Below are 23,427 nucleotides of genomic sequence, written 5' to 3'. Positions count from 1 at the left end.
AACCCTCGCGGCGCTCCCTACCGGAACGCGGGATTGTCGATGTTGGCCAGTGCGATGACCCAGTAGATGCTGAGGGCGACGATCAGAAGGAGCGAGATCGCTCCGATCCAGATCGCGGCGAGCGCGAATCCGCGGCCGCGTTCCCCCTTCTTCTTGATCTGGGAGAGACCGACCGCCCCGAGGATGATGGCGATGATGTTGAAACCCAGGATCGACAGGACGAAACCCACCACGGAAACGACATTCATGGGGGTGTTCGCGCTCTGAACGGCGGGGATAGGGCGGTGCGTGGTCACGCTGTCTCTCTTTCTCTTTCTTGGATGTTCTGACCGGGTCGTCACTGTGCCGACACCGGCTCGGCCGCGTCTGGATCGACGCCTGCTGCGCTTCGGCGCGAGCGGCAAGACGGCTACCGCTCGCGGGTGAAGAAGGCGTGGGATGCCGGCAGCCACAGGAAGACGACGCCGACCAGGCCGATTCCCGTCGTCACGTAACCGAAGACGTCCGGATGCAGGAACAGGGGGACGAGGTGGGCAACCTGCAGGACGGTGACGGCCAGGCGTGCCCGGCGGATGCCGCGACGGACCATGAAGAGAAGGATGATCTGCGCGACGATGAGGAGCACCGACATGAGGGAGCGGGTCGACAATGAGCTGCTGGGACTGGTGCCGGAGTTGAGCACCGAGATGTAGCCGACGATGAGGAGCGGCAGAACCGCAACGAGCGTGACCAACAGGATCCAGAAGCCGACCTTCACAGGTGCAGGTGCGGAAGCGGGCACTGAAGCAGCGGAGCTGGTCATTGGGGTCCCTCCTGGTTAGGTTCGCGTGGAACGTTGTCATATCCGGACCGAACGCGCCCCTCCTTCTACGTGAAACCTCGTAGTCGGCGCTGCCATGAGCCGCGCTAGGGCTGAGCGCGCTCAGCCGATGGCTCACCGGGGTGGACGGGCGAGCGTGGCACCTGCCCGTCAGCGGTCTCATGGCGCCGATGCTTCGGTCGCGCGCGTTCGAGGACCGCCTCGACGGCGCCGAGGCAATGTGGATAGAGCGCTGGTCTGTGTCCACTGTCGCAGACCGGCCACGTTCGTCGGCGTTTGCAGCCCGGGGATCAGGGCACGTTCGCGCCGCCGTTGACGTTGATCACCTCGCCCACCACGAAGCTCGACTCGGGCGAGGCGAGGAACACGTAGGCGGGCGCCTGCTCCACCGGCTGGCTCGTGCGGCCCAGCCACGACGACTCGCCGAATCCGTCGAGCTTCTCGGCGGGCTGCCCGTCGCTCACCTGCAGGGGAGTCCACACCGGTCCCGGCGCGACCGCGTTCACCCGGATGCCGCGCGGCGCCAGGTCGTGCGCGAGCGCCTTCGTGAAGCCGATGATCGCGAACTTCGTCGAGGCGTAGTTGATGATCATGGGCGACGGGTTGTAGCCCTGCACCGAGGTCGAGTTGATGATGGTCGCACCCGCGGGCAGGTGGGGCAGCGCCTCGCGCGTGATCCAGAACATCGCGGAGACGTTGGTGGTGATGGTGCGGTCGAGATCCGCCTCGTCGAGCTCGTCGAACGTCTGGTGGTACACCTGGTGCGCCGCGTTGTTCACGAGGATGTCGAGCCCGCCGAGCCCCTCGACCGCCTGCGCGACGAGGTCGCGGCACCAGTCGCGGTCGCGGATGTCGCCCGGCAGCAGCACGCACGTGCGGCCCTCGGCGCGCACGATCTCGGCGATCGCCTCGGCATCGACCTGCTCCTCGGGCAGGTACGAGACCGCGACATCCGCACCCTCGCGCGCGAACGCGATCGCGACGGCGGCGCCGATGCCCGAGTCGCCGCCGGTGATCAGGGCCCTGCGGCCGGGCAGGCGGCCGGTGCCGCGGTAGCTCGTCTCGCCGTGGTCGGCCTTCGGCTCGAGCTCCGCATCGAGGCCGGGCAGCGGCTGCCAGGATGCGAAGGGCTTGATGTGGGAGTGGCGCTCGACGGGGTTGTCGAAGCTCAGCTGGTCGGACGTCATCGTCGTCTCCTTCGGGGGGCGGCGCCTCTGCTTCGCCTCTACGTATTTGTTGGGATTCGCAACTTTATCGTGTCGATCTTCGCTTGTCGCGAGGAATCCTCAGGAGCGCCCTCGTCAGCTCTCCAACTCCTCGATGAGCGCCTCGACGCGGCGGCGGATGTCGTCTCGGATGCTGCGCACGGTGGCGGCATCCTGACCGGCGGGGTCGTCGAGCTCCCAGTCCTCATAGCGCTTGCCGGGGAAGACCGGGCAGGCGTCGCCGCATCCCATCGTGACCACGACGTCGGCCTGCCGCACGGCATCGGTGGTGAGTCGGCGCGGTGCGTGTGCGGCGATGTCGATTCCCTCCTCGGCCATCACCCCGACTGCGACGGGGTTGATGCTCTCTTTGGGCTCCGACCCGGCGGAGAGCACGTCGATGCGCCCTCCGGCGAGGGCGCGGAGGTACCCGGCAGCCATCTGGGAGCGCCCGGCATTGTGGACGCAGACGAACAGGACGGTGGGCTTGTCGCTCATGGTGTGTCCGTGCCGTTTCGGGTGGAGTGCTCGATGACTCCGCGATACACGGCTCGGCGGGAGACGGGGGAGGCGGCAGTCCACCCGATCACGGTGTCGGTGTCGTCGACGGCGACCAGGCGGACATCCCGGATCTTGCCCCCGTCGAGGATCGCCTCCACGCTGGGCCAGTCCGCCGCCGTCATGGGCCGGATGTGTGTCATGAGCAGCAGGAGCCTCCGCCGGTGAGGTCGGTGGAGCACACCCCGGTGGCGGGCAGGGTGAGCTGCACTTCGGTGGCGGCGCGCATGTCGTCATCCAACCAGGCGACGACTGATCGCACCTGCTCGTACCCGGTAGCCAGCAGGAAGGTGGGGGCGCGGCCGTACGACTTCATGCCGACGATGAAGAAGCCGGGCTCGGGATGCCGCAACTCGTCGAATCCGTGCGGCGACACCGTTTCGCACGAGTGGAGGTTCGGGTCGATCAAAGGTGCCAGCCGGCTCGGTGCCTCGACGATCTCGTCCAGCGACAAGCGGATCTCGCGCAGCATGCTCAGATCAGGACGGAACCCAGTCGCATTCACCACCACGTCGCAGTCGTGCGTCGCGGGCTCGCCACGTCTGCGACCACCCAGGCGGATGCCGTCGCGGTGACGGGTGACGCGGGAGATCTCGAACGAATCGATCTTGGTGATCGCCCCAGATTCGACGAGCTGATCGACGCGGGAGCCGAGGCGGGCGCGGTCGGCGAGTTCGTCCTCGGGGGAGGATGAGACCCGCACGGCGGAGGCGTTGCGGATGAGCCAGGTCACCCGGGTGCCCGGCCCGGTTCGGGCCAGCTCGGCGAGGGCGATCAAGGTGTTCGCTGCGGAGTGGCCTGCACCGACGACGGTCGTGCGCTTGCTGGCGAACCGAGACCGGTCGGCGCCCAGTACGTCCGGCAGGGCGTGCATCACCAGGTCGGCGACGTCGGCGGCGCCCAGCAGGTCGAGGCCCGACGAGCTCAAGGGGTTCGGTGACGTGTAGGTGCCGGAGGCATCGATCACCGCCCGTGCGGTCAGCTCCTCGATCTGCCCGTCCGGCTTCTCGACGCGGAGCAGGAACGGCGTGGTGTCGCGGCCCGCGGTGCGGGTGCGGTCCATGCCCTCGCGACTGACTGCCACGACCCGTGTGCTGAAGCGCATGCGGGAGCGGATCGTGTCGAGATCCGCCAGCGGCGCGAGGTAGTCGTCTACGAGTTGCTGTCCTGTCGGCGCCCGTCCCTCGTCTGCGGGCGCCGACCAGCCTGCGGCCTCCAGCAGGCGCCGGGATGCCGGGTCGATCAGGTGCCGCCACGGCGAGAACAACCGGGTGTGTCCCCACAGCCGGATCGACGCCGCTGCCCGGCTTCCGGCCTCGAGGACGGTGAAGTCGATTTCCCGCTCGACGAGGTTCGCGGCCGCGGCCAGTCCGATCGGACCGGCGCCGATGATCACCACCGGCAGCGTCGTGAGTCGGTCGCCACGGACCGATCGGGGTGTCAGGTCGAGCAGTGTCACGGCAGCCTCCAAGATATCGATGAGCGTCGATTCAGTATGAGCACTTGTATCGATGCCTGTCAATATCGACTAGTATCGATGTATGGTCACGATGCTCGAGGTCTCCGACTTCTCCGCCCGCTCGGGGGCCGCGTGCTGTGCGCCGCTTGTGAAGGAACCCCTCACGCAGGGCGAGGCGGAGCAGCTGGCGACCACGCTCAAGGCCCTCGCCGACCCGGCACGGCTGCGGCTGCTGTCGATCGTCGCCGCCGCCGAGGGGCAGGAGGCGTGCGTGTGCGACCTCATCGAACCCGTCGGCCTCTCGCAGCCCACGGTCTCGCATCACCTCAAGGTCCTCACGGACGCCGGCTTCCTCACGCGCAGCAAGCGCGGAACCTGGGCGTACTACCGCCTCGTCCCTGACGCCCTCGTGGGGATTGCGGACTTTCTCCGCGGCTGAGCGCGTACGGCGGCCGCACCCCTCGCGGCCTGCCCTGAGCGTCAACGCCGGCGCCCTGCGCTCCTCATGAGGTGCACGCGCTCGATGAAGGCGAGGTGCGGCCACTCATCGACGGCACCTGTCTCGCGGTCCACGACGATCCACGCGCCGCCGACCGCGACGAGCCCGCGTGCCTCGTCGTCGCGCACCCGCTGAGGCGTCACGAGGCAGACTCCGTCGTCTTCGAGGCCGTCGACAGCGAAGGGTTCGCCGTAGTGCGCCGCCGCGATTTCGCGTGCCTCATCGAACGTCAGCATGCGGGACCTCTCTGCTCGATGCCAGGATGCCACGGCCTCGCGCCACGCCACGCCACGCTTCGCTCGCGCCGCGCCGACGCCTTCCGTCAGTGCCGGTGCCGGTGCCTGTGGTGCGCGTCGGGGAAGTGCGGGTGCTCGTGCGTGATCGCCTCGTGCGTGTGCGGGTGGCTGTGCCGCGTCCCCGCGGGGATGGGCTCGTCGTGGTGGTGCTGGTGATGCTCGTCGTGGGTGTGCATGTGCTCGTGCGTGATCGCCTCGTGCGTGTGCAGGTGGCTGTGCCGTTCGGTGACGTGCAGCCACACCCCCAGGCCCATGAGCGTCGCCGCCACCGCGAGCGGAACGGTGACGGGCTCGCCGAGACCGACCGCCAGCGCCGCGCCGAAGAACGGCGCGATGGAGAAGTACGCGCCGGCGCGGGCGGTGCCGACGTGCCGCATCGACACGATGAAGAGCACCAGGCTCACACCGTACGCGAACAGGCCCACGCCCATCGCGGCGAGCACGTTGCCCACCGCCGGAAGCGAGGCGCCCAGCAGCAGAGCCAGCGCGAGGTTCACCGGCCCCGCCACGCCGCCCTTCACCGCCGCCGTCCAGACCGCGTCGACGTGCGAGATGGCCCGGGTGAGGTTGTTGTCGACCGCCCAGCACAGGCACGCCGCGATGACCGCGAGCGAGGGCCACACGCTGCCGAACTCGATGCCGCTCGGCACCGTGAGGACCGCCGCGCCGGCGACGATGACGAGCATCCCGACCGCCGTGCGCACGCTCACGTGCTCGCGGAACACCACCCACGCGATGACCGCGGTGAGCACGGCCTCGGCGTTCAGCAGGAGCGACGCGCCCGACGCCGGCAGGTTCGACAGGCCGACCAGCAGCAGGACGGGACCGAGCACACCGCCGAAGAGGATCGCGCCCGCCAGGTACGGCATCTCGCGCCGGGCGAGCCGGACGCGGGGCGAGCGGCGCAACACCCGGTAGACCCCGAGCCCGACGCCCGAGCCGATGTAGAGCAGCCCCGCGAGCATCCACGGGCTCGCGTCATCGAGCAGCATCTTCGCGACGGGCGTGCCCGCGCCGAAGAGGATCGCCGCGAGCAGACCGGCCTGAACGCCCGTGTGCTTCACGCCTTTCAGCGTAGTTCGGGTGGCCCGCCGGCATCCCGCTCGAAGAGCCCGGGGTAGTCGATCACGAGACCATGCTCGTCGACCGTGATCGCCCTGCGGAAGTCGGAGTCGCGCGATTCGTACAGATACTCCCGTTCGCCCAGGCGCCTGTATCGCTGCGGGTCGGTCGCGACGGTGAGCTCAGGCACGGCGACATAGGCGGTGGTGATGTCGGCGCTCTCGCCGACGGCGAGCCCGAGCCGCCGGATCGGAAGCGTATTGCTCAGCGGCGAGGCCGAGATGTCGACCTCGAGCGCCTCGTGAAGGTCGGGGCGCGGCTCGCCGTCCACGATCCACCCCTGATCGAGCCGAGCCACGACGACCGTGCGACCTCCGGCGGTGGCGCTCAGGGTGCGAAAGCGCCAGTCCGGTGCGGCGTGCAGCTCGTACTGGCACCGCCACGTCGCCGCGTCGATGACGCCCACGACGTGCACGCCTTCGCTGCCTTCGGCGATCCGGCATCGTTCCATGCTCGGCGCTTCGACGCCCCGCCACCGCACCTCGATCATGCTCAGGCCCGTCGACGCGACGCGTCCGTCGGCTGCAGGGTCGTGTCAGCAGCCTCCTCGTGGTCGGGCACCCAGCGCAGCAGGTCGCCGGGCTGGCAGTCCAGGGCCTCGCACAGCGCGTCGAGCGTGCTGAAGCGCACCGCCTTCGCCCGGCCGTTCTTCAACACGGCGAGGTTGGCGGGCGTGATGCCGACGAGGTCGGCGAGAGTGCCGACCGCCATCTTCCGGCGGGCCAGCATGACGTCGATGTCGACGACGATCGGCATCTAGACCACCTCGTCCAGCTCGGAGCGCAGCGCCCGCACCTCGGACTCGCGGGCGGTCGCCTGGACGAGCAGGCTGCGCATGACCGTGACCAGCAGCGCGATCCCGGCGAGGACGAGGGATGCCCCGCAGATGAGCCCCACCACGCCCGGTGCCGCTTCACCCGGCACCAGGGCGACCGCGAGGACGAAGGTCAGCACCGACGCCGCCGCGAACGTTCCGATGATGACGTTGACGTAGCCGAACGCCGAGGGGGAGAACACCGAGCCCCTGCGCACCAGCGTCAGCAGCCGCCACACGCACACGGCGAACACCTGCATCGTGACCACGAACGCCGCCGCAACGGAGACAAGCAGGACGCGGCCCCACACGGGCACTCCGGCATCCGACAGATCCCTCCACACCGCGGGCAGGATGCCGGCCTGCACCACGACGGACCCGATCAGCGAGATCACGATCACCGCCTTGAGGGTCACGATCACCGCAGTTCCCATGCGAACCTCCTCCACACCGCTGGGCCTATCGTAACTCGATAGGTACCAGAGCGATAGCGATAGGTTCCCATCGACCAACGGTGCCTTCCCACGCCACCGCGTCAGCCCGAGAGCACCCAGACCCGTTCCCCCGAGCCGATCGCGGACTGATGGAGTATCGTGCGCACCGTGAGCAACGAGGATGACAACGGGATGCCGCCCGGCGTGCTGCGGTACGCCGCCTTCACCGCCGATCCGGCGACGGGCAATCCCGCCGGCATCGTGCTGGACGCGACGGGCATGGCCGACAGCGAGCGGCAGGCGATCGCCGCGGCCGTCGGCTACTCCGAGACCGCATTCGCCGAGCCGCTCGGCGACGGCGAGTTCGCACTGCGCTACTTCAGCCCGGCACGCGAGGTGCCCTTCTGCGGTCACGCCACCCTGGCGACCGCGGTCGCCCTCGCCGAGCTGCACGGCGCGGGGCGCATCACGTTCCACACGCCCGTGGGCGAGGTCGTGGTCACGACGACCGACGGCGAAGGCGGCGTGCTCGCCCGGATCGACGCGCCCACCGGGCACAGCCGGCCGGCGGCGCCCGAGCAGCTCGAGCGGCTGCTCGCCGCGTTGCGGTGGAGCCGTGACGACCTCGACGAGTCGCTGCCTCCGCACGTCGCGAACGCGGGGAACGACCATTTCGTGCTCGCAGCCGGCACCCGCGAGCGGCTCGCCGCGCTCACCTACGACTTCGACACACTCCTGCGCCAGATGCAGGACGAGGACTGGATCACCATCCAGCTCGTGTGGATGCAGGCGCCTGACCGCTATCACTCGCGCAATCCGTTCCCCGTCGGCGGGGTCGTCGAGGATCCTGCCACCGGCGCCGCCGCCGCAGCGTTCGGCTACTACCTGCACGCGCTCGGCAAGGTGCCGGCGTCGCGCACGATCACCATCATCCAGGGGGAGGACATGGGCCGGCGGTCGGTGATCGAGGTGGATGTCGACGAGGGCCCCCGCGTCGCGGTGCGCGGAACGGCGGTGCGCATCGACCCGCGGTGACGGACCGGCATCCAGGCCCTTACCGGGGGGGACGCGGGTAGATTCGACTGATGGCCACGATCATGGACAACGTCGGCATCGTCGTGCGCGACCTCGCCCCGGCGATCGACTTCTTCCGCGAGCTCGGGCTGGAGCTGGAGGGCGAGGGCCTCGTGGAGGGCGACTGGGCGGGGCGGTGCACGGGTCTGCACGGCCAGCGCGTCGAAGTCGCCATGATGCGCACGCCCGACGGTCACGGCCGCGTCGAGCTGTCGCGGTTCCTCGAGCCCGAGGTCGTCGAAGACCACCGCACCGCACCCGTCAACGCGCTGGGCTATCTGCGGGCGATGTTCCAGGTGGACGACATCGAAGACACGCTCGCCCGGCTCGACAGGCATGGCGCGCAGCTCGTCAGCGACGAGGTCGTCCAGTACGAAGACGTCTACAAGCTCTGCTATCTGCGGGGCCCCGAGGGCATCCTCGTCGGGCTCGCCCAGAAGCTGCGCTGAGCAGCCGCACCGGCCGTACACGCCGCTGGTCGCGGGTCCCACGAACTCGACTCGAGATCTCCTAGGCTCGGGCGGACGCACCCAGCCGGCACCATGCGTGTGCACGGCCGGCCGAGCGGCGCAGGGGGCGTCCGGTGCGCCGCTTCGAAGGGTGGAAAGCAGTTGATCACGGACGTCTCTCCGAGCCGGACACTTGCCGACGCGCCACGCGCCGACGAGGGCTATTACGGCCCCGACAGCGTGTCGTGGCGCGTCTTCTCCGATCCGGGCTCGATGCTCGGCGCGAAGAACGCGGTGTTCCTGCAGATGCTCGAACCAGGCATGATGACCCACTTCGAGCGGGTCTCGCTCACCACCGAGGGCCCCGAGCAGATGGCTGCCCGGTTCGACCGGACCTCCGCGTACCTCCGCGACGCGATCTTCGCCGACAGGGCGCACGCCGATGCGGCCGCCGCGCACGTGGACCGGCTGCACGAGCGCGCCACCTGGACCGATCCCGACACCGGCGAGGTCGTCGCCGCGAAGCAGCCGGAGTGGCAGCGCTGGACGTGGTGGACCTACATCTGGTCGGCGGTGCGCGGGTATCAGGAGTTCGGCCCCGGGCTGTCCGCCGCGGACGCCGATCGCCTCGTCGTCGAGTCTCACCTGGGCGCGGACAAGCTCTTCGTCCCCGGGCCTCACTTCCAGACGTTCGCGGAGGTGGACGAGTACATCCGCACCGGGCTGGAATCCAAGGCGCTGACCCTGTTCGCCGCCCTCGCCGGTCACTCGCTGCGCCATCCGGACGTGAAGGGCCCGATCGCGAAGTGGGCGACCCGGCGGGTGATCAACGGCATCCTGTCCCTCCTCCCGGAGAGCGCGCTGTACTTCTACGCCGTCGAAGACCGCGCGAAGGAGTTCGCGCGCGGGGCGCGGTTCACGAAGTGGATCGCGAAGCTCTCGCGCAAGAACCAGACCGCCGAGCAGCTGATGGCGAACGCGGTCGGCGCCTCGATCGCGAACCCGTACCAGAAGGTGCGCGTGCGCAAGGCGGCCTGAGGCCGCGCTCGGGAGGTCACGCGTCGACGCGCACCCAGCGCAGCCCGCGCATGGTCAGCGTCGCCCGGCCCTCGTGCTCGACGATCACCAGCAGCACGCCGTCGCAGCTGCGGCACCGGGCGACGTAACCCATGGGCGGCCCGTACACCCGGGCCTGCGCCAGGGCGGCCACGTCGCCGCACGCTCCGCATCGGCCGAGGGCGGTCGTGGCCTCGAAGGCGAACAGGTCTGCGGCGGGCCCGGCGAGGACGTTGCCGTCGAGGTGCTTCATCAGGTGCCTCCGAACCGCTCGGTGCGGATGGTGTCGGGGCTGTGCCCCAGGGTGGTGAGGGCGGCGGTGATCGCCTCGACGAAGCCGGTGGGCCCGCAGATGTACGTGAGCGGCCCGTCGCTCGGCGGCAGCGTCGCGCGCTCCAGATCCTCCGCGGTGAGCCGGCCGGCCGCGCGCGACCAGCCCGGGGGAGCGGCGCGCGTGTAGTGATAGGTCGTCGTGACGTGCGGCCCCGGCTGTGACAGCTCGTCGCGGAAGTAGGCGCCCTCGGGGGTGCGCAGCGAGTAGAGCAGCCGCATCGGCGCGGCGCTCCCGGCTCGCGCGTGGCTGCGCGTCATCGCCACGAACGGCACCACCCCCGATCCGCCGGCGATCAGCTGGACCGGGCGGGTGTCGCCGGGCCGCCACACGAACCAGCCGCCGAGCGGACCGCGCAGCTCCACCCCGTCGCCGAGTTCGAGCTCGTCGACGAGGAACGGCGACACCTCGCCGTCGGGCAGGCGCTCGACGGCGAGCTCGACCTCGCTGCCGGGGCCGACGCTCGCGATCGAGTACGAGCGCACCGCCTGGTAGCCGTCCGGTGCGGTAAGCCGCAGGTCGAGGTGCTGGCCCGCGTCGCTGCCCGGCCAGTCCGGCACCGAGAAGGTGAGACCGCGCGCCGTGGCGGTGAGCCGGTGCGCGGCGACGAGCGTCGCCGTGAGCCAGCCGCGCATGGGTCTGCTCACGCGTACCGCTCTTCGCGCCACGGGTCGCCGTGCAGGTGGTAGCCGTACTGCTCCCAGAAACCGGGATGGTCCTCGCTCTGCATCACGAGCCTCCGCACCCACTTGGCGCTCTTCCAGAAGTACAGGTGCGGCACCAGCAGCCGGGCGGGTCCGCCGTGCTCGGGGGCCAGCGGCTCACCGTCGTACTCGTAGGCGATCCAGGCCTGCCCGTCCAGCAGCTCATCCAGGATGAGGTTCGTCGTGTAGCCGCCGTAGGAGTGGGCCATCACGAAGTCGAGTCCCGTCTCGACGTCGGCGAACAGGGTGTCCAGCGACACGCCCCGCCAGCCGGTGCCCAGCTTCGACCAGCTGGTCACGCAGTGGATGTCGACGGTGATGTCTTCGGAGGGCAGGGCGAGCAGTTCCGGCCAGCTCCAGCGGTGGATGCCGCCGGTCTCGGCGCGGATCGAGAACTCCCAGTCGTCCGGGTCGATCGTCGGGGTGGGGCCGGCCGAGAGGACGGGGAAGTCGTGCGTCAGGTACTGACCGGGCGGCAGGTCCGGGTCGTCTGCGCGGCGACGACCTCCGAAAACGGCCATCGTGTATCCCTTCGGCCGGCGTCGGCGTCGGCGATGCAGACGACATGCTACTCGCCGACCGGTCACCGCGTCAGTCGCCCGGCCGCGGCGCGACGCTCCAGCACCGCGTCGTGACGCCGATGGCATTCCAGGCGTTGATCGTCACGATCAGAGCCACGAGTGCCGCGGTGCCCTCCTCGCCGTGCTCGGCGACGGCGGCGTCGACGACCTCCGCGCTCACGTGCCTGTCGGCAACGCGGGTGACCGCCTCGGTGAGGGCGAGCGCGGCGCGCTCGGCCGCGGTGAACAGCCCTGAGTCGCGCCAGATCGCGACGGCGTCGACGGTCTGCGCGGTGGCTCCCGCCTTGCGGGCATCTTCCGCGTGCATGTCGACGCAGTACGCGCATCCGTTGAGCTGCGAGGCGCGCAGCCGGACGAACTCGCGCAGAGCACGGTCGACGCCGTGGCGATCGAGCTCGGCGATGGCGGCGGCGTCGAGGCCGCCCATGGCGCGCGAGAATCGCGCAGCGAGGGCGTCGAAGTCGAGGCGGACGGGGATGGGAACGAGGGTGCGGGTCGTCATGTCTTCACGCTAGGTCTGTGGTCCGGAGCCTGTCTGCGACACTTGCGCCCGGGAATCGTGGGTCATTCCGCGTGGACGACGCGTCGGATGACGTCGACCAGGGCGCGCAGGGACTCGTCGGCCGCAGACGGGCGCGCCGCACCGAACCCGACGACGATCGCGTTGCCGAAGTGCGACTGTCCGGCGCCATCCGCCGAAGCGGCGAACCGGAACTCGCTCAGCGCCTGCACCGCGATGCCCGCACGCCGAGCCCTGTCCACCACCCGCGTGGCCGCCGTCTCGGGCGGCGCGCTCCCGCGGCCGCCGTTCACAGGCGCCTGGTCCGGCAGCCTCACGAGGCAGTGCAGTCCTGCCGGGTGCCCCATGACGCGACAACGCGGTGCATGCTCGGCCAGCAACGCCGCCAGCAGCTCGCGACGGGACCGGAAGACGGCCCGGCGCCGCCGCACGGCGCGGTCATATTCGTGGGCCGCGAGGAAGTGCGCGAGCGTCCTCTCGTGCAGCCGCGAGGATGCCGCACCCGCCGGGCCGCGGTTGTCCACCATGTCGACAGCCAGCCCTGAGGGCGCAACCGCCCAGGCCACCCCCAGCGCGGGCGACAGCGCCTTGCTCGCGGTGCCCAGGTAGATCACGCGCTCCGGCGCGAGAGGCTGGAATGCACCGACCACCGCCCGGTCGTAGCGGAACTCACCGTCGTAGTCGTCTTCGAGGACGATGCCTCCGGTCCGCTCGACCCAGTCGGCGAGCAGCTGCCGCCGCTGGTCAGAGAGGGCGAACCCGGTGGGGAACTGATGAGCGGGCGTCAGCAGCACCGCCTGTGCGCCGGTTTCGCCGAGGCGCTGCACCTGCGCACCGTCGCCATCGACCGGCAGCGGAACGAGTCGCATGCCGGCGGCGGCGAGGATGCGGCGGTGTGACTCGTGCCCGTACTCCTCGACCGCCACGGTATCGACGCCGCGCGCGAGAAGCGTCCGCGCCGACATCGCAAGCAGCTCGCCGAACCCGTTCCCGGTGATCACCGTCGCACCGGCGATGACGCAGCCGCGCGTGCGACCCACGTACGCGGCGAGTTCCGCGCAGAGGATCGGATCGCCGCCGGCGGGGGCGTACCCGGCGGGGGCGTCCGGGTCGTGCAGCGCGTCGTCGACGGCGCGCGCCCACGCCGCAGCAGGGAAGTCGCTCGCATCGGCGACACCCGCCCACAGGTCGAGCCGCGGCCGGTCAGCTCGATCGTGGGGCACCGCCCGGCGCAGCGGTGCCCCGTCGGCCACCCACGTGCCCGAGCCGACCTCGGTGCGCAGCACACCCTCGGCTGCGAGCGCGGTATACGCCTCGGCGACCGTGTTCTTCGACAGGGTCAGCTCGGCCGCGAGCTGGCGTGCCGAGGGCAAGCGCGCCCCCGGTACGAGCATTCCGTCATCGATGGCGTCACGCAGGGCCTCGCCCAGCCCTCGCGCAGTGCGTGCGCGCAGCGGTGGAAGATGCAGGTCGATTCCCGCTCGCCGCCCGGTCACAGCCGCCGCATCCCCTGCACGCGCACGACCGCCGTCCCCGCTTCCGCCGACGCGCCCAGATCGACCTCCGCGGCGATGCGCCAGTCGTGGTGGCCCGCCGGGTCGTCGATCACCTGCTCGACCCGCCACACGTCCGCCCCCGACGTGTCGATCCGGCACAGCGCGGGGGAGCGGGCGCCGGCTCCGGTGAGCAGCTCGTCGTGGTCGTCGTAGTAGGCATCCAGCGCGTCGGGCCAGCCGGCATCCGGATCCAGCTCGACCAGCTCGTCGTCGCGCTGCAGCGCCGCCAGCTGCACCCGCCGGAACATCTCGTTGCGCACCAGCACGGTGAACGCGCGCCGATTGGTGAGCACCGACGGCGGTGGCGGCGGCACGACATCCTCGTCACTCCCTGCGGCCGCCGCGGCCGGGTCGACCAGCGCCTCCCACTCGTCGACGAGGCTCGAATCGACCTGCCGCACGACCTCGCCGAGCCACTCGATGAGGTCGGTGAGCTCGTCGGTGCGCGCCTCGATCGGCACCGTCTGCCGCAGCGCGCGGAACGCGTCCGACAGGTACCGCAGCACCAGGCCCTCGCTGCGGGCGAGCTGATACAGCGACACGAACTCGCCGAACGACAGCGCCCGCTCGTACATGTCACGCACCACCGACTTGGGGCTCAGCTCGAAGTCGCGCACCCACGGCTGGCTCGACGCGAACACCTCGAACGACTGCTCGAGCAGGTCGGCGAGCGGCCGCGGGTAGGTGACGTCCTCGAGCAGCTCCATGCGCTCGTCGTACTCCATCCCCTCGGCCTTCATCGCCGCTACCGCCTCGCCGCGGGCGCGGAACTCCTGCTGGCTGAGCACCGCGCGCGGATCGTCCAGCGTCGCCTCGATGACGCTCACCACATCGAGCGCGTACTCGGGAGACTCGGGGTCGAGCAGCGCGATCGCGGCGAGCGCGAAGGGCGAGAGCGGCTGGTTGAGGGCGAAGTCGGGCTGCAGGTCGACGGTGAGACGGATGCCGGGGGCTCCGCCGTCCCCGGCCACCTGCTCGACGATCCCGGCCGTGCGCAGCGTGCGGTACAGGGCGATGGCGCGGCGGGCGAGCGCGTACCGCTGCGCGGGCGGCTGGTGGTTGTCGAACACGAGCGAGCGCACGTCGGCGAGGGCGTCGCCGCCACGGGCGAGCACGTTGATGAGCATCGCCGCCGACAGCTGCAGCTGCGGCACGAGCGGCTCGGGCTGGGCCGCCACGAGCCGGTCGAACGAGCCCTGACCCCAGTTCACGGCGCCCTGCGGCGCCTTCTTGCGCACGATCTTCTTCCGCTTGGCCGGGTCGTCGCCCGCTTTGGCGAGCGCGGCGGCGTTCTCGATCTCCCACTCCGGGGCCATGGCGACGACGTTGCCGTACGTGTCGAACCCGGCCCGCCCGGCGCGGCCGGCGATCTGGTGGAACTCGCGGGCGGTGAGCTGCCGCATCCGGACTCCGTCGAACTTCGCCAGCCCCGTGATCAGCACCGTGCGGATGGGCACGTTGATGCCGACCCCGAGCGTGTCGGTGCCGCAGATCACGCGCAGCAGGCCCCGCTGGGCGAGCGTCTCGACCAGGCGCCGGTAGCGGGGGAGCATCCCGGCGTGATGGATGCCGATGCCCGCTCGCACGAGCCGCGACAGCGTCTTGCCGAATCCGGTCGTGAACCGGAACCCGCCGATCGCCTCGGCGATCGCGTCGCGCTGCTCGCGCGTGGCGACCTTGATGCTCGACAGTGCCTGGGCGCGCTCGACGGCCGCGGCCTGCGAGAAGTGCACGATGTACACGGGCGCCTCGTGGTTCTCGAGGAGCGCCTCGAGCACCTGGTGGATCGGCCGCCGCTCGTACGAGAAGTGCAGCGGCACGGGGCGCTCGGCGCCGGTGATCAGTGCGGTGGGCCGGCCGGTGCGTTCGGTGAGATCGTCGGCGATCGCGGCGACATCGCCGAGGGTCGCCGACATGAGCAGGAACTGCGCACCGGGCAGCAGCAGCAGCGGGATCTGCCACGCGCCGCCGCGCTCGGGGTCGCCGTAGTAGTGGAACTCGTCCATCACGACCTGGCCGACCTCGGCCTGCGCGCCGCGGCGCAGCGCGATGTTCGCGAGGATCTCGGCGGTGCAGCAGACGATGGGCGCGTCGGGGTTGACCGAGCTGTCGCCGGTGACCATGCCCACCTTCTCGGCGCCGAAGATGTCGACGAGCGCGAAGAACTTCTCGCTGACGAGGGCCTTGATCGGGGCGGTGTAGTACGAGCGGATGCCGGCGGCCAGCGCCGCCGCGTGGGCGGCGACCGCCACGAGCGACTTGCCGGTGCCGGTGGGGGTCGCCAGGATCACGTTGGCGCCGGAGACGAGCTCGATGATCGCCTCGTCCTGGGCAGGGTAGAGCTCGAGGCCCTGCGCGGCGGTCCAGGTGGTGACCGCGTCGTACACGGCGTCGGGGTCGCCGCCTGCGCCGGCGGGCAGCTCGGGCAGGTTCGGCGTCTCGTTCACCCCTCGAGTCTGCCCCACCCCTCCGCCCCTCCGGTTCGTCGAGCGAGACCGCGCGCAGCGCGCCCTGTGGTGTGCCCCCTCGGTCGTTGAGCGAGGCCGCGCGGAGCGCGACCGAGACGAAACGCTTGTGGTCTTCGTGTTGCGTCGGGTTCGGGTTGGTGCGTTTCGTCTCGCCTGCGGCTCGCTCAACGGCCGGAACGGTGGCTGCGCCGCTCGCTCGACGGCCGGAGGGGGGTGTGTGCCCCTGGTCGTTGAGCGAGGACGCGCGGAGCGCGCCCGAGACGAAACGCTTGTGGTCGTCGTGTCGCGTCGGGTTTGGCGCGTTTCGTCTCGCCTGCGGCTCGCTCAACGGCCGGAGGGGCGGCTGCGCGGCTCGCTCAACGGCCGGAGGGGTGTGTCCCCCGGGTCGTTGAGCGAGGCCGCGCGGAGCGCGACCGAGACGAAACGCTTGTAGTTCCTGCGTCGCGTCGGGGTTCGGTGCGTTTCGTCTCGCCGCTTCGCGGCTCGCTCAACGGCCGGAGGGGGTGGCCGCGCGGCGCGCTCAACGGTCGGGGGGCGCGGGTAGCGTGGAGGCATGCAGCAACGTCCTCTCGGCCGCAGCGGCCGCACCGTGTCGGCGATCGGCCTGGGCACCTGGCAGCTCGGCGCCGACTGGGGCCAGGTCAGCGAGGTCGACGCGATGGCGGTGCTCGAGGCATCCGTCGCCCACGGCGTCACCCTGTTCGACACGGCCGACGTCTACGGCGACGGCCGCAGCGAGACGCTCATCGGCCGGTTCCTCGCCGCGCACCCGGGCCACGGCATCACCGTCGCCACGAAGATGGGCCGCCGCGTCGAGCAGCGCGCCGAGAACTACACCCCCGAGAACTTCCGCGCCTGGACCGACCGCAGCCGCCGCAACCTCGGAGTCGACACGCTCGACCTCGTGCAGCTGCACTGCCCGCCCACCGAGGTGATCGAATCCGACGCGGTCTTCGACGCCCTCGACGCGCTCGTCGCCGACGGCGCCATCGCCGCGTACGGGGTCTCGGTCGAAACCTGCGCCCAGGCGCTGGCGGCCCTCACCCGCCCGCACCTGACGAACCTGCAGATCATCGTGAACCCGTTCCGCCTCAAGCCCCTCGACGAGGTGCTCCCGGCGGCCGCGGGCTCGGGGGTCGCCGTGTTCGCGCGGGTGCCGCTTGCCTCGGGCCTGCTCAGCGGCCGCTACACGGCGTCGACGACGTTCGCCGCCGACGACCACCGCTCGTTCAACCGCCACGGCGAGGCGTTCGACCGCGGCGAGACGTTCTCGGGCGTCGACTTCGAGACGGGCCTGCGCGCCGCCCGCGAGCTCGCCGAGGTGCTGCCCGAGGGCGTGAGCCTGCCCGAGGCGACGCTCGCGTGGGTTGCCACCCGGCGCGGCGTCACGAGCGTCATCCCCGGGGCGCGCAGCGTCGCGCAGGCGGTGGCGAATGCGGATGCCGCGGCTCGCCTCGACGACGCCGCCCTCCTGGCCGCCTTCGACGCCGCCGTGCAGGACGTCTACGACCGGCTGCTGCGCGCCGACATCCACCCGCACTGGTAGCAGGCGCCGTCAGCCGAGCTCTCGGTACACGGCCCGCTCGAACTCGTGCAGGCCGGCGACCGCCGCCGGGTCGAAGTACGGCAGCAGCTGCGCCGCCCACACCGCCGCGACGCCCGAGGCGCGGTCGACCCAGTACGCGATGTTCGCCAAGCCGGTCCAGGTCAGCGAGCCCGCGCGGCGGCCGCCCGGCAGGTCGTCGTCGTTGACGAGGAACGAGTAAGCCCACGACTTGCGCATCCCGGGGAAGAACTCCACCTCGCGGGTGAGCGCGGGGATCGCCGCGGCGAACGGGGTGATCTCCAGGCCCGGCACCCCGCGCACCGCCCACGCGATCGTCTCGGGCCGCAGCACCCGGCCGCCCGGCGCCGACCCGTCGCCCAGCCACACGCGCAGGAACGCGAGGTAGTCGGGCACGGTGCCGTACAGTCCCTGCCCGCCCATGTCGAGCTCGGGGGTGTCGGGCACCGAGGCCTGCGAGACCATCACCTGCCCGTCGCGCCCACGACGGTGCAGCGCCGACAGGCGCTCGCGCATCGCCGGGGTGACGTCGAACGACGTCGAGGTCATGCCGCACGGCTCGAAGATGCGCTCGCGGAAGACGTCTTCCAGGCGCTGCCCCCGCACCGCTGCGACGACCAGGCCCATCCAGTCCATCGAGATGCCGTACGTCCACCGCTCGCCCGGGTCGTGCAGCAGCGGAGCCTGCAGCGACGCCCACAGCGGCGTGGCCGACGGGTCGCGCATCCGTGCCCGCGCCAGCGCCGCATAGCGCGCGTCGAACATGTCGTATGCGAGCCCCGCGGTGTGCAGCAGCAGCATGCGCGACGTGATCTCGCGCACTGGCGGCCGGGTGCGCACGGTGCCGTCGTCGCCGAGCTCTTCGAGCACCTGCAGCTCGCCGATCGCCGGCAGGTACTCGCGCGCGGGCGCGTCGAGGTCGATGAGCCCGTCCTCCACGCACTGGAGCGCGGCCGTCGCGGTGACCGCCTTGGTGGCCGACTGCAGGGCGATGACCGAATCGGATGCCGCGGGCTCACCGCTCTCGACCGAGCGCACACCGGCGGCTCCGACCCAGCGGGTGGCCGCGGCATCCGTCACTCCCGCGACCACTCCGGGCACCCCGCCCGTCACGGCCGCCTCCAGCGCCGCGCGCAGCGGGCCATCCAGGGTCGTCATCGCGCACCTCCACTCCGGCATCCCGCCCGGCCGAGAAGCCGGATCTACGGCCGACCCTACGCGCCCAGGGGCCGCCCGATAATCTCGGACTGTGCCGTCCGCACTCCTGCTCCTGTTCGGGCTCGTCGCGTTGATCGCCGGCGCCGAGCTCGTGGTTCGATGCGGATCCCGGCTGGCGCGGCGCATCGGCATCCCGCCGATCGTGGTGGGGCTCACGGTCGTCTCGCTCGGCACCAGCGCCCCCGAGCTGGCGGTGGGCATCGACGCGGTCAGCTCGGGCGCCGGCTCGCTGGCGGTCGGCAACATCGCCGGCACGAACATCGTCAACCTGCTGCTGATCCTGGGCCTGTCGGCGATGATCCGCCCGATCTCGCTCGGCCTGCAGACCCTCAAGCTCGACCTGCCGGCGATGGCCGTGGCCGCCGTCCTGCTCTCGCTGCTCGCGCTGGACGGTTCGCTCTCGGTCCTCGACGGCGTGCTGATGTTCTCGCTCGCGATCGTGTACTCGCTGCTGCTGCTGGTGGCCGTGCGACGCGAGAGTGCGCGAGTGCTCGAGGAGTTCGCCGAAGAGTACCCCGAGGCGCGGCGCGGCGGGGTGGGGCCCACTGTCGTGCAGCTGCTCGGCCTGCTCGCCGGGATCGTCGTGATCGTCGTCGGCGCCGACTGGCTCGTGGACGGCGCGGTCGACATCGCGGAGGCGGCCGGGGTCTCGGACGCGTTCATCGGCCTGACCATCATCGCCATCGGCACGAGCGCACCCGAGCTCGCGACGACGATCATCTCGACCATCCGCGGCGACCGCGACATCGCGATCGGCAACCTCATCGGCTCGAGCACCTACAACCTCACGATCATCATGGGCGCGTCGCTGTTCTTCGCGCCCGGGTTCGTCCCGCTCGGACCCGACCTCATCTACATCGACCTGCCGGCGATGGCGCTCGTGTCGCTGGTGTGCATCCCCGTGTTCCTCACCGGCCGGCGGGTGTCGCGCGCCGAGGGCATCGCGTTCGTGACCGCGTACGCGGCGTTCCTGACCTACCTGCTGCTGACGCGTCTGTAGGGTGTGGTTCGTGTCTGTCCCGCCCGTCGTGGCCGTGGTGATCCCGTGCCGCAACGACGCACCCTTCCTCGAGGAATGCCTGGCCGCGCTCGCCGCGCAGACCCGCCCCGCCGATCGGGTGATCGTCGTGGACAACGGCAGCACGGATGCCTCGGCCGCCGTCGCACGCCGGTTCGGCGCCGAGGTCTGCCACGAGCCGGCGATCGGGATCTGGCCCGCCGCGGCCCGCGGGTACGACGAGGCGATCGAGCCCGCCGGAGATCGGGCGCCGGCCGACATCATCGCCCGCCTCGACGCGGACTCGCGCCCCGAGCCGGACTGGCTCTCGCAGGTGGTGCGGTCGTTCGTGGCGGATGCCTCGCTGGGCGTGCTTACCGGGTCGGCGGAGTTCTACGGCGGCGGCCCGATCGTCAACTACATCGGCGAGAAGTGGTACATCGGGGGCCTCTACACCTGGGTGACGCCGTGGCTCGGGCACCCGCCGGTGTTCGGCTCGAACTTCGCGATGCGTCGCCGGGTGTGGTTGCGGCTGCGAGAGGTCGTCGACAGCACCAATCCCGGCATCCACGACGATCTCGACCTGTCGATCCGCCTGCGTCCGTCCGACGGGGTGCGGTACGACCCGACGCTGCGGATGCCGGTGTCGGCCCGCCCGCTCGCGAGCCCGCGGGCGCTGTGGCGCCGGCTGCGCAAGGTCGTGCCGACGTTCGCGGTGAGCTGGCCCGAGGGCGCGGCATGGCATCGCGAGCGGCCTCGCCCCGACGAGGGCGACGAGCCCCTGTACGAGCTTCCCGGCCATTGAGCCCGCCGAGTAGGGTGACTGGGCATGGAGTCGCTCACCGAGGTCGCGCATGTTTCTGCCCCGCCTGAGACGGTCTGGCACGACCTGACCGACGCCGCCGCGCTCGCCGAGTGGTTCTGGCCGCCGCGACTCGAGGCGACGACCGTGGTCGAGCCGCACCTGCGCGGACTGTGGCAGGTGACTTCGAGCGCGGCCGGCATGGCCGTGCAGGGCGAGGTGCTCGCGGCCGATCCGCCGCGCGAGCTGCGGCTGCTGTGGCGGTGGAGCGGTGAGGAGCACACGACCGATGTCACGATCACGCTGGAGCCTGCGGCGGATGCCTCGACGCGCGTGACGGTGCGCCACATCGGCTTCTCGAGCGCCGTCGAGCGCGACGATCACATCCAGGGCTGGACCGATTGCCTCGACCGGCTCGTCGCCCGCCACGCGCCGCCCGGTCGTTGAGCGAGGCTGCCGCCCCTCCGGTCGTTGAGCGAGGACGCGCGGAGCGCGACCGAGACGAAACGCGGCACCCTCCGGTCGTTGAGCGAGCGCAGCGAGACGAAACGCGGCGGAGCGGATCGCGCTCCGGTTCGGCGTCCCTCGCACGCCTGCGGCGTGCTCACGCCAGACCCGACCAGCCTCACCGGAGGGCGATCCGCTCCGCCTCCGCCGTGCACACGCCGAATCCCTCCGGCCGTTGAGCGAGGACGCCGCAGGCGACCGAGACGAAACGCGCCACCCCCCCCGGTCGTTGAGCGAGCGAAGCGAGACGAAACGCCCCGCCGGTCGTTGAGCGAGCGAAGCGAGACGAAACGCGCCGCCCCTGGTCGTTGAGCGAGCGCAGCGCGACGAAACGCGGCGCCCCCCTGCGGGTAGCCCACACCTTGATTCCCGCGGGGGAGTGTGCCATGGTCCGGTGTCAACGTCGACGATCTGGGGCGATCGGATCGGCTCGAGGAGGAGTTCGTGCGATCGATGTTGGGAAACGGTGTTCGGCGCGCCCTCGTCGCGTCGGTGGCAGTGTGCGGCGTGCTCGCCGTGGCGGCGTGCAGCGGCTCGGCCGAGCAGCCCGAGGCGCGCCAGACGACGACCCGGCCAGCGGCCGAGTGCACACCCACCACGGCCGGCCCGCCGGTGGCGCCCGCGCTCGCCGACACGGTGTGGCCGAGCGAGCACGCCGACCCCTGGCGCACCCATGCCGTGGCCGCAGGACCCGACCTGGATCGAGCCGATCCGAAGCTCACAGCCACGTCGATCACGCTGCCGCCGGTGCCGGTGTGGGGTTACACCGGCACCGACGGTGAGCTCTACGTCATCGGCGGCGCGCCGTACCTCCTCGACATGTTCACCGAGGTCATCCTGCATCCCGACACGCGTGTCCCGCCGCTGGTTCCGAAGAGCAAGCGGTACTCCGAGACGGTGACGCCGTACGTGGCACGGATCGACCCGGCGGCGATGTCCGTCGAGGTGATCGAACTGACCGAGGGCACCTCGGCGAACTACACCGGCGGGCTGCTCGTGCACGAGAACGGCAGCCTCTACGCGGTGTCGCGCAGCACGCTGTACAAGATCGACCGCGGCACCTTCTCGCTGATCGCGTCGCAGCCGCTCCCGCTCGCACCGGACGAGTCCGGCGACCCCAACCCGGCGACGGCGTACAACGGCATGGTCGCCACCAGCGACGGCGACCTGATCCTGAAGGGCTGGGCTTCGACCGGCGGAGGCGACGACGCGCCCGGACTGCTGCTGCGCATCGACCCCGACGACCTGTCGATCACCGCGCAGCTGGAGACCACCGTGATCACGTCCGCGCGCATGGCGATGGTCGAGTCCGGCGGTGCCGAGCACATCTACATGCCGGGCAAGACCGATTCGCTGCGGTTCCGAGTGGATGCCGACGGGTTCGTGCTCGACGAAGGCTTCTCGCAGCCGTACCTCGAGCCCGACACGGGTCAGTCTCAGGCCAGCTCCGACATCTTCATGGGCGAAGGCGTCGTCTTCACCGACAACACGTCGCCGACTGCGACGACCCCGATGCGGATCTTCTCGCAGTCCGTGGCCGGGTCGGGTTCGCCGCTGGCCGAGGTCCAGGCGTTCGACGGCGGCGACCCCTCGTGGAACTTCTTCATGGTGGCCGGCGACCCGTACCGCTCCGGCATCGTGGTCGTGGCCGATCAGCTCGGCGGGCAGATCGCCGGGTACCGGGCGTGCGCCGGCGGCGAGGAGGTGCAACGGGTCTGGGCGAAGTCGCTCGCCGGCACCGCCGGAGTCGCCATCGACTACGAGCGCGGCATCCTCTACGCCGACGACCGGAGCTGCTCGGGCGACACCTGCGACCTGTTCCTGGTCGCCCTCGACCTCGAGACGGGAGACGAGCTGACCCGGGTCGCAGTGGCGGGCACGAAGCCGTCGATCGGTCAGATCTTCATCGGCACCGACGGGGCGGTGTACTACCCGGCGACCGAGACGGGGGAGCAGGCGGGCTTCCTCACGCGCGTGACCGTTCCGGGTGGTTGAGCCCCTTCGCTCGTTGAGCGAGCGCAGCGAGACGAAACGCGGCTGCGCGGATCGCCCTCCGGTTCGGCGTCCCTTGCACGCCTGCGGCGTGCTCACGCCAGACCCGACCAGCCTCACCGGAGGGCGATTCGCTCCGCCTCCGCCGCGCACAGGCCGAATCCCTCCCGGTCGTTGAGCGAGCGAAGCGAGACGAAACGCCCCCGGTCGTTGAGCGAGGACGCGCGCGAGCGCGACCGAGACGAAACGCGGTGACCCCCGGTCGTTGAGCGAGGACGCAGCGACCCCCCCGGTCGTTGAGCGAGGCCGCAGCGACCCCCCCGGTCGTTGAGCGAGGACGCGCGCGAGCGCGACCGAGACGAAACGCGGTACCCCGGTTCGGGGCGTTTCGTCTCGCCCTT

27 protein-coding genes are annotated in these 23,427 nt (G+C 71.1%); 9 read left to right on the top strand and 18 right to left on the bottom strand.

From position 1 onward, the window contains the following. Positions 1–17: 17 nt before the first annotated feature. The 6 genes from ACIWQI_RS13375 to ACIWQI_RS13350 all read right to left on the bottom strand — a co-directional run bounded on the left by ACIWQI_RS13375 (position 18) and on the right by ACIWQI_RS13350 (position 4,042). The gene (locus ACIWQI_RS13375) at positions 18–233 is read right to left on the bottom strand and encodes a DUF4190 domain-containing protein (RefSeq protein WP_396658123.1); all 216 of its coding nucleotides are present in this window, start codon (positions 231–233) and stop codon (positions 18–20) included. Positions 234–409: 176 nt separating this feature from the next. After that, on the bottom strand, positions 410–781 hold the full coding sequence (locus ACIWQI_RS13370; RefSeq protein WP_396658121.1) for a hypothetical protein: 372 nt from the start codon (positions 779–781) through the stop codon (positions 410–412). A 329-nt stretch (positions 782–1,110) separates the two neighbouring features. Next, entirely contained in the window at positions 1,111–2,007 is an 897-nt protein-coding gene (locus ACIWQI_RS13365; protein ID WP_396658120.1) for an SDR family oxidoreductase, read from the bottom strand. A gap of 114 nt (positions 2,008–2,121) precedes the next feature. Continuing rightward, positions 2,122–2,523, bottom strand: coding sequence for an arsenate reductase ArsC (locus ACIWQI_RS13360; protein WP_396658118.1), 402 nt, complete (start codon positions 2,521–2,523; stop codon positions 2,122–2,124). Next, positions 2,520–2,726: a hypothetical protein gene (locus ACIWQI_RS13355; RefSeq protein ID WP_396658117.1), complete on the bottom strand. Its 207-nt coding sequence runs from the start codon at positions 2,724–2,726 to the stop codon at positions 2,520–2,522. Before ACIWQI_RS13355 ends, ACIWQI_RS13360 begins: the two co-directional genes overlap by 4 nt. Further along, positions 2,723–4,042 carry an NAD(P)-binding domain-containing protein gene (locus tag ACIWQI_RS13350; protein WP_396658115.1) on the bottom strand — a complete coding sequence of 440 codons (1,320 nt, stop codon included), beginning with the start codon at positions 4,040–4,042 and terminating at the stop codon, positions 2,723–2,725. The genes ACIWQI_RS13355 and ACIWQI_RS13350 overlap by 4 nt, the downstream gene beginning before the upstream one ends. An 82-nt stretch (positions 4,043–4,124) precedes the next feature. On the opposite strand from ACIWQI_RS13350, the gene ACIWQI_RS13345 reads away from it, so the two are divergent. Then, positions 4,125–4,481, top strand: coding sequence for an ArsR/SmtB family transcription factor (locus tag ACIWQI_RS13345; RefSeq protein ID WP_396658113.1), 357 nt, complete (start codon positions 4,125–4,127; stop codon positions 4,479–4,481). Positions 4,482–4,522: 41 nt separating this feature from the next. On the opposite strand, the gene ACIWQI_RS13340 is transcribed toward ACIWQI_RS13345, so the two are convergent. The 5 genes from ACIWQI_RS13340 to ACIWQI_RS13320 form a co-directional block, all read right to left on the bottom strand. Continuing rightward, a complete protein-coding gene (locus ACIWQI_RS13340) occupies positions 4,523–4,777 on the bottom strand; it encodes a hypothetical protein (RefSeq protein ID WP_396658111.1) in 255 nt (84 codons plus the stop codon). A gap of 86 nt (positions 4,778–4,863) precedes the next feature. Continuing rightward, the gene (locus tag ACIWQI_RS13335; RefSeq protein ID WP_396658110.1) at positions 4,864–5,901 is read right to left on the bottom strand and encodes a DMT family transporter; all 1,038 of its coding nucleotides are present in this window, start codon (positions 5,899–5,901) and stop codon (positions 4,864–4,866) included. Between the two features lie 5 nt (positions 5,902–5,906). Further along, on the bottom strand, positions 5,907–6,449 hold the full coding sequence (locus ACIWQI_RS13330; RefSeq protein ID WP_396658108.1) for a putative glycolipid-binding domain-containing protein: 543 nt from the start codon (positions 6,447–6,449) through the stop codon (positions 5,907–5,909). 2 nt (positions 6,450–6,451) lie between these two features. Beyond that, complete coding sequence (locus ACIWQI_RS13325; protein WP_396658107.1) at positions 6,452–6,715, bottom strand: helix-turn-helix domain-containing protein; 264 nt, start codon at positions 6,713–6,715, stop codon at positions 6,452–6,454. Further along, entirely contained in the window at positions 6,716–7,207 is a 492-nt protein-coding gene (locus tag ACIWQI_RS13320; protein WP_396658105.1) for a DUF2975 domain-containing protein, read from the bottom strand. It abuts the gene before it with no gap. A 168-nt stretch (positions 7,208–7,375) separates the two neighbouring features. On the opposite strand from ACIWQI_RS13320, the gene ACIWQI_RS13315 reads away from it, so the two are divergent. The 3 genes from ACIWQI_RS13315 (at position 7,376) to ACIWQI_RS13305 (ending at position 9,768) form a co-directional block, all read left to right on the top strand. Next, entirely contained in the window at positions 7,376–8,242 is an 867-nt protein-coding gene (locus tag ACIWQI_RS13315; RefSeq protein ID WP_396658103.1) for a PhzF family phenazine biosynthesis protein, read from the top strand. Positions 8,243–8,292: 50 nt separating this feature from the next. Beyond that, the gene (locus ACIWQI_RS13310) at positions 8,293–8,730 is read left to right on the top strand and encodes a VOC family protein (RefSeq protein WP_396658102.1); all 438 of its coding nucleotides are present in this window, start codon (positions 8,293–8,295) and stop codon (positions 8,728–8,730) included. 162 nt (positions 8,731–8,892) lie between these two features. Continuing rightward, complete coding sequence (locus ACIWQI_RS13305; protein WP_396658100.1) at positions 8,893–9,768, top strand: oxygenase MpaB family protein; 876 nt, start codon at positions 8,893–8,895, stop codon at positions 9,766–9,768. 16 nt (positions 9,769–9,784) lie between these two features. Here ACIWQI_RS13305 and ACIWQI_RS13300 read toward each other — a convergent pair whose 3' ends face one another. The 6 genes from ACIWQI_RS13300 to ACIWQI_RS13275 all read right to left on the bottom strand — a co-directional run bounded on the left by ACIWQI_RS13300 (position 9,785) and on the right by ACIWQI_RS13275 (position 15,925). After that, positions 9,785–10,039, bottom strand: coding sequence for a DUF6510 family protein (locus tag ACIWQI_RS13300; RefSeq protein WP_396658099.1), 255 nt, complete (start codon positions 10,037–10,039; stop codon positions 9,785–9,787). Next, on the bottom strand, positions 10,039–10,764 hold the full coding sequence (locus tag ACIWQI_RS13295; protein ID WP_396658097.1) for a ferredoxin reductase: 726 nt from the start codon (positions 10,762–10,764) through the stop codon (positions 10,039–10,041). Before ACIWQI_RS13295 ends, ACIWQI_RS13300 begins: the two co-directional genes overlap by 1 nt. Further along, on the bottom strand, positions 10,761–11,342 hold the full coding sequence (locus ACIWQI_RS13290) for a sulfite oxidase-like oxidoreductase (protein WP_396658095.1): 582 nt from the start codon (positions 11,340–11,342) through the stop codon (positions 10,761–10,763). The genes ACIWQI_RS13295 and ACIWQI_RS13290 overlap by 4 nt, the downstream gene beginning before the upstream one ends. 70 nt (positions 11,343–11,412) lie before the next feature. Next, a complete protein-coding gene (locus tag ACIWQI_RS13285) occupies positions 11,413–11,904 on the bottom strand; it encodes a carboxymuconolactone decarboxylase family protein (RefSeq protein WP_396658094.1) in 492 nt (163 codons plus the stop codon). Positions 11,905–11,966: 62 nt separating this feature from the next. Then, on the bottom strand, positions 11,967–13,418 hold the full coding sequence (locus ACIWQI_RS13280; protein ID WP_396658092.1) for a PLP-dependent aminotransferase family protein: 1,452 nt from the start codon (positions 13,416–13,418) through the stop codon (positions 11,967–11,969). Further along, a complete protein-coding gene (locus ACIWQI_RS13275) occupies positions 13,415–15,925 on the bottom strand; it encodes a DEAD/DEAH box helicase (RefSeq protein WP_396658091.1) in 2,511 nt (836 codons plus the stop codon). The genes ACIWQI_RS13280 and ACIWQI_RS13275 overlap by 4 nt, the downstream gene beginning before the upstream one ends. A gap of 574 nt (positions 15,926–16,499) precedes the next feature. On the opposite strand from ACIWQI_RS13275, the gene ACIWQI_RS13270 reads away from it, so the two are divergent. Next, positions 16,500–17,492 carry an aldo/keto reductase gene (locus ACIWQI_RS13270; protein ID WP_396658089.1) on the top strand — a complete coding sequence of 331 codons (993 nt, stop codon included), beginning with the start codon at positions 16,500–16,502 and terminating at the stop codon, positions 17,490–17,492. 9 nt (positions 17,493–17,501) lie between these two features. Here ACIWQI_RS13270 and ACIWQI_RS13265 read toward each other — a convergent pair whose 3' ends face one another. Next, positions 17,502–18,668, bottom strand: a complete 1,167-nt coding sequence (locus ACIWQI_RS13265; RefSeq protein WP_396658088.1) for a serine hydrolase domain-containing protein — start codon at positions 18,666–18,668, stop codon at positions 17,502–17,504. A 91-nt stretch (positions 18,669–18,759) separates the two neighbouring features. Between ACIWQI_RS13265 and ACIWQI_RS13260 the strand changes: the two genes are divergently transcribed. From ACIWQI_RS13260 to ACIWQI_RS13245, 4 genes are all read left to right on the top strand, one after another. Further along, positions 18,760–19,728, top strand: coding sequence for a calcium/sodium antiporter (locus ACIWQI_RS13260; RefSeq protein WP_396658086.1), 969 nt, complete (start codon positions 18,760–18,762; stop codon positions 19,726–19,728). 10 nt (positions 19,729–19,738) lie between these two features. Continuing rightward, on the top strand, positions 19,739–20,530 hold the full coding sequence (locus ACIWQI_RS13255; RefSeq protein ID WP_396658084.1) for a glycosyltransferase: 792 nt from the start codon (positions 19,739–19,741) through the stop codon (positions 20,528–20,530). A 24-nt stretch (positions 20,531–20,554) separates the two neighbouring features. Continuing rightward, positions 20,555–20,974: an SRPBCC domain-containing protein gene (locus tag ACIWQI_RS13250; protein WP_396658082.1), complete on the top strand. Its 420-nt coding sequence runs from the start codon at positions 20,555–20,557 to the stop codon at positions 20,972–20,974. 504 nt (positions 20,975–21,478) lie between these two features. Next, a complete protein-coding gene (locus ACIWQI_RS13245) occupies positions 21,479–23,029 on the top strand; it encodes a hypothetical protein (protein WP_396658081.1) in 1,551 nt (516 codons plus the stop codon). Positions 23,030–23,427: the final 398 nt, after the last annotated feature.

This window comes from Microbacterium sp. (assembly GCF_044508325.1).
GTDB lineage: Bacteria > Actinomycetota > Actinomycetes > Actinomycetales > Microbacteriaceae > Microbacterium.
The sequence above is the reverse complement of the archived record's forward strand: the minus strand, read 5'-3'. Positions and strand labels throughout refer to the sequence as shown.

Coding starts and splice junctions, on each gene's coding strand:
- ACIWQI_RS13250 (WP_396658082.1), top strand. CDS start 20,555: ATGGAGTCGCTCACCGAGGTCGCGCATGTTTCTGCCCCGCCTGAGACG.
- ACIWQI_RS13290 (WP_396658095.1), bottom strand. CDS start 11,342: ATGGCCGTTTTCGGAGGTCGTCGCCGCGCAGACGACCCGGACCTGCCG.
- ACIWQI_RS13320 (WP_396658105.1), bottom strand. CDS start 7,207: ATGGGAACTGCGGTGATCGTGACCCTCAAGGCGGTGATCGTGATCTCG.
- ACIWQI_RS13265 (WP_396658088.1), bottom strand. CDS start 18,668: ATGACGACCCTGGATGGCCCGCTGCGCGCGGCGCTGGAGGCGGCCGTG.
- ACIWQI_RS13360 (WP_396658118.1), bottom strand. CDS start 2,523: ATGAGCGACAAGCCCACCGTCCTGTTCGTCTGCGTCCACAATGCCGGG.
- ACIWQI_RS13345 (WP_396658113.1), top strand. CDS start 4,125: ATGGTCACGATGCTCGAGGTCTCCGACTTCTCCGCCCGCTCGGGGGCC.
- ACIWQI_RS13325 (WP_396658107.1), bottom strand. CDS start 6,715: ATGCCGATCGTCGTCGACATCGACGTCATGCTGGCCCGCCGGAAGATG.
- ACIWQI_RS13270 (WP_396658089.1), top strand. CDS start 16,500: ATGCAGCAACGTCCTCTCGGCCGCAGCGGCCGCACCGTGTCGGCGATC.
- ACIWQI_RS13310 (WP_396658102.1), top strand. CDS start 8,293: ATGGCCACGATCATGGACAACGTCGGCATCGTCGTGCGCGACCTCGCC.
- ACIWQI_RS13365 (WP_396658120.1), bottom strand. CDS start 2,007: ATGACGTCCGACCAGCTGAGCTTCGACAACCCCGTCGAGCGCCACTCC.
- ACIWQI_RS13340 (WP_396658111.1), bottom strand. CDS start 4,777: ATGCTGACGTTCGATGAGGCACGCGAAATCGCGGCGGCGCACTACGGC.
- ACIWQI_RS13285 (WP_396658094.1), bottom strand. CDS start 11,904: ATGACGACCCGCACCCTCGTTCCCATCCCCGTCCGCCTCGACTTCGAC.
- ACIWQI_RS13300 (WP_396658099.1), bottom strand. CDS start 10,039: ATGAAGCACCTCGACGGCAACGTCCTCGCCGGGCCCGCCGCAGACCTG.
- ACIWQI_RS13330 (WP_396658108.1), bottom strand. CDS start 6,449: ATGATCGAGGTGCGGTGGCGGGGCGTCGAAGCGCCGAGCATGGAACGA.
- ACIWQI_RS13355 (WP_396658117.1), bottom strand. CDS start 2,726: ATGACACACATCCGGCCCATGACGGCGGCGGACTGGCCCAGCGTGGAG.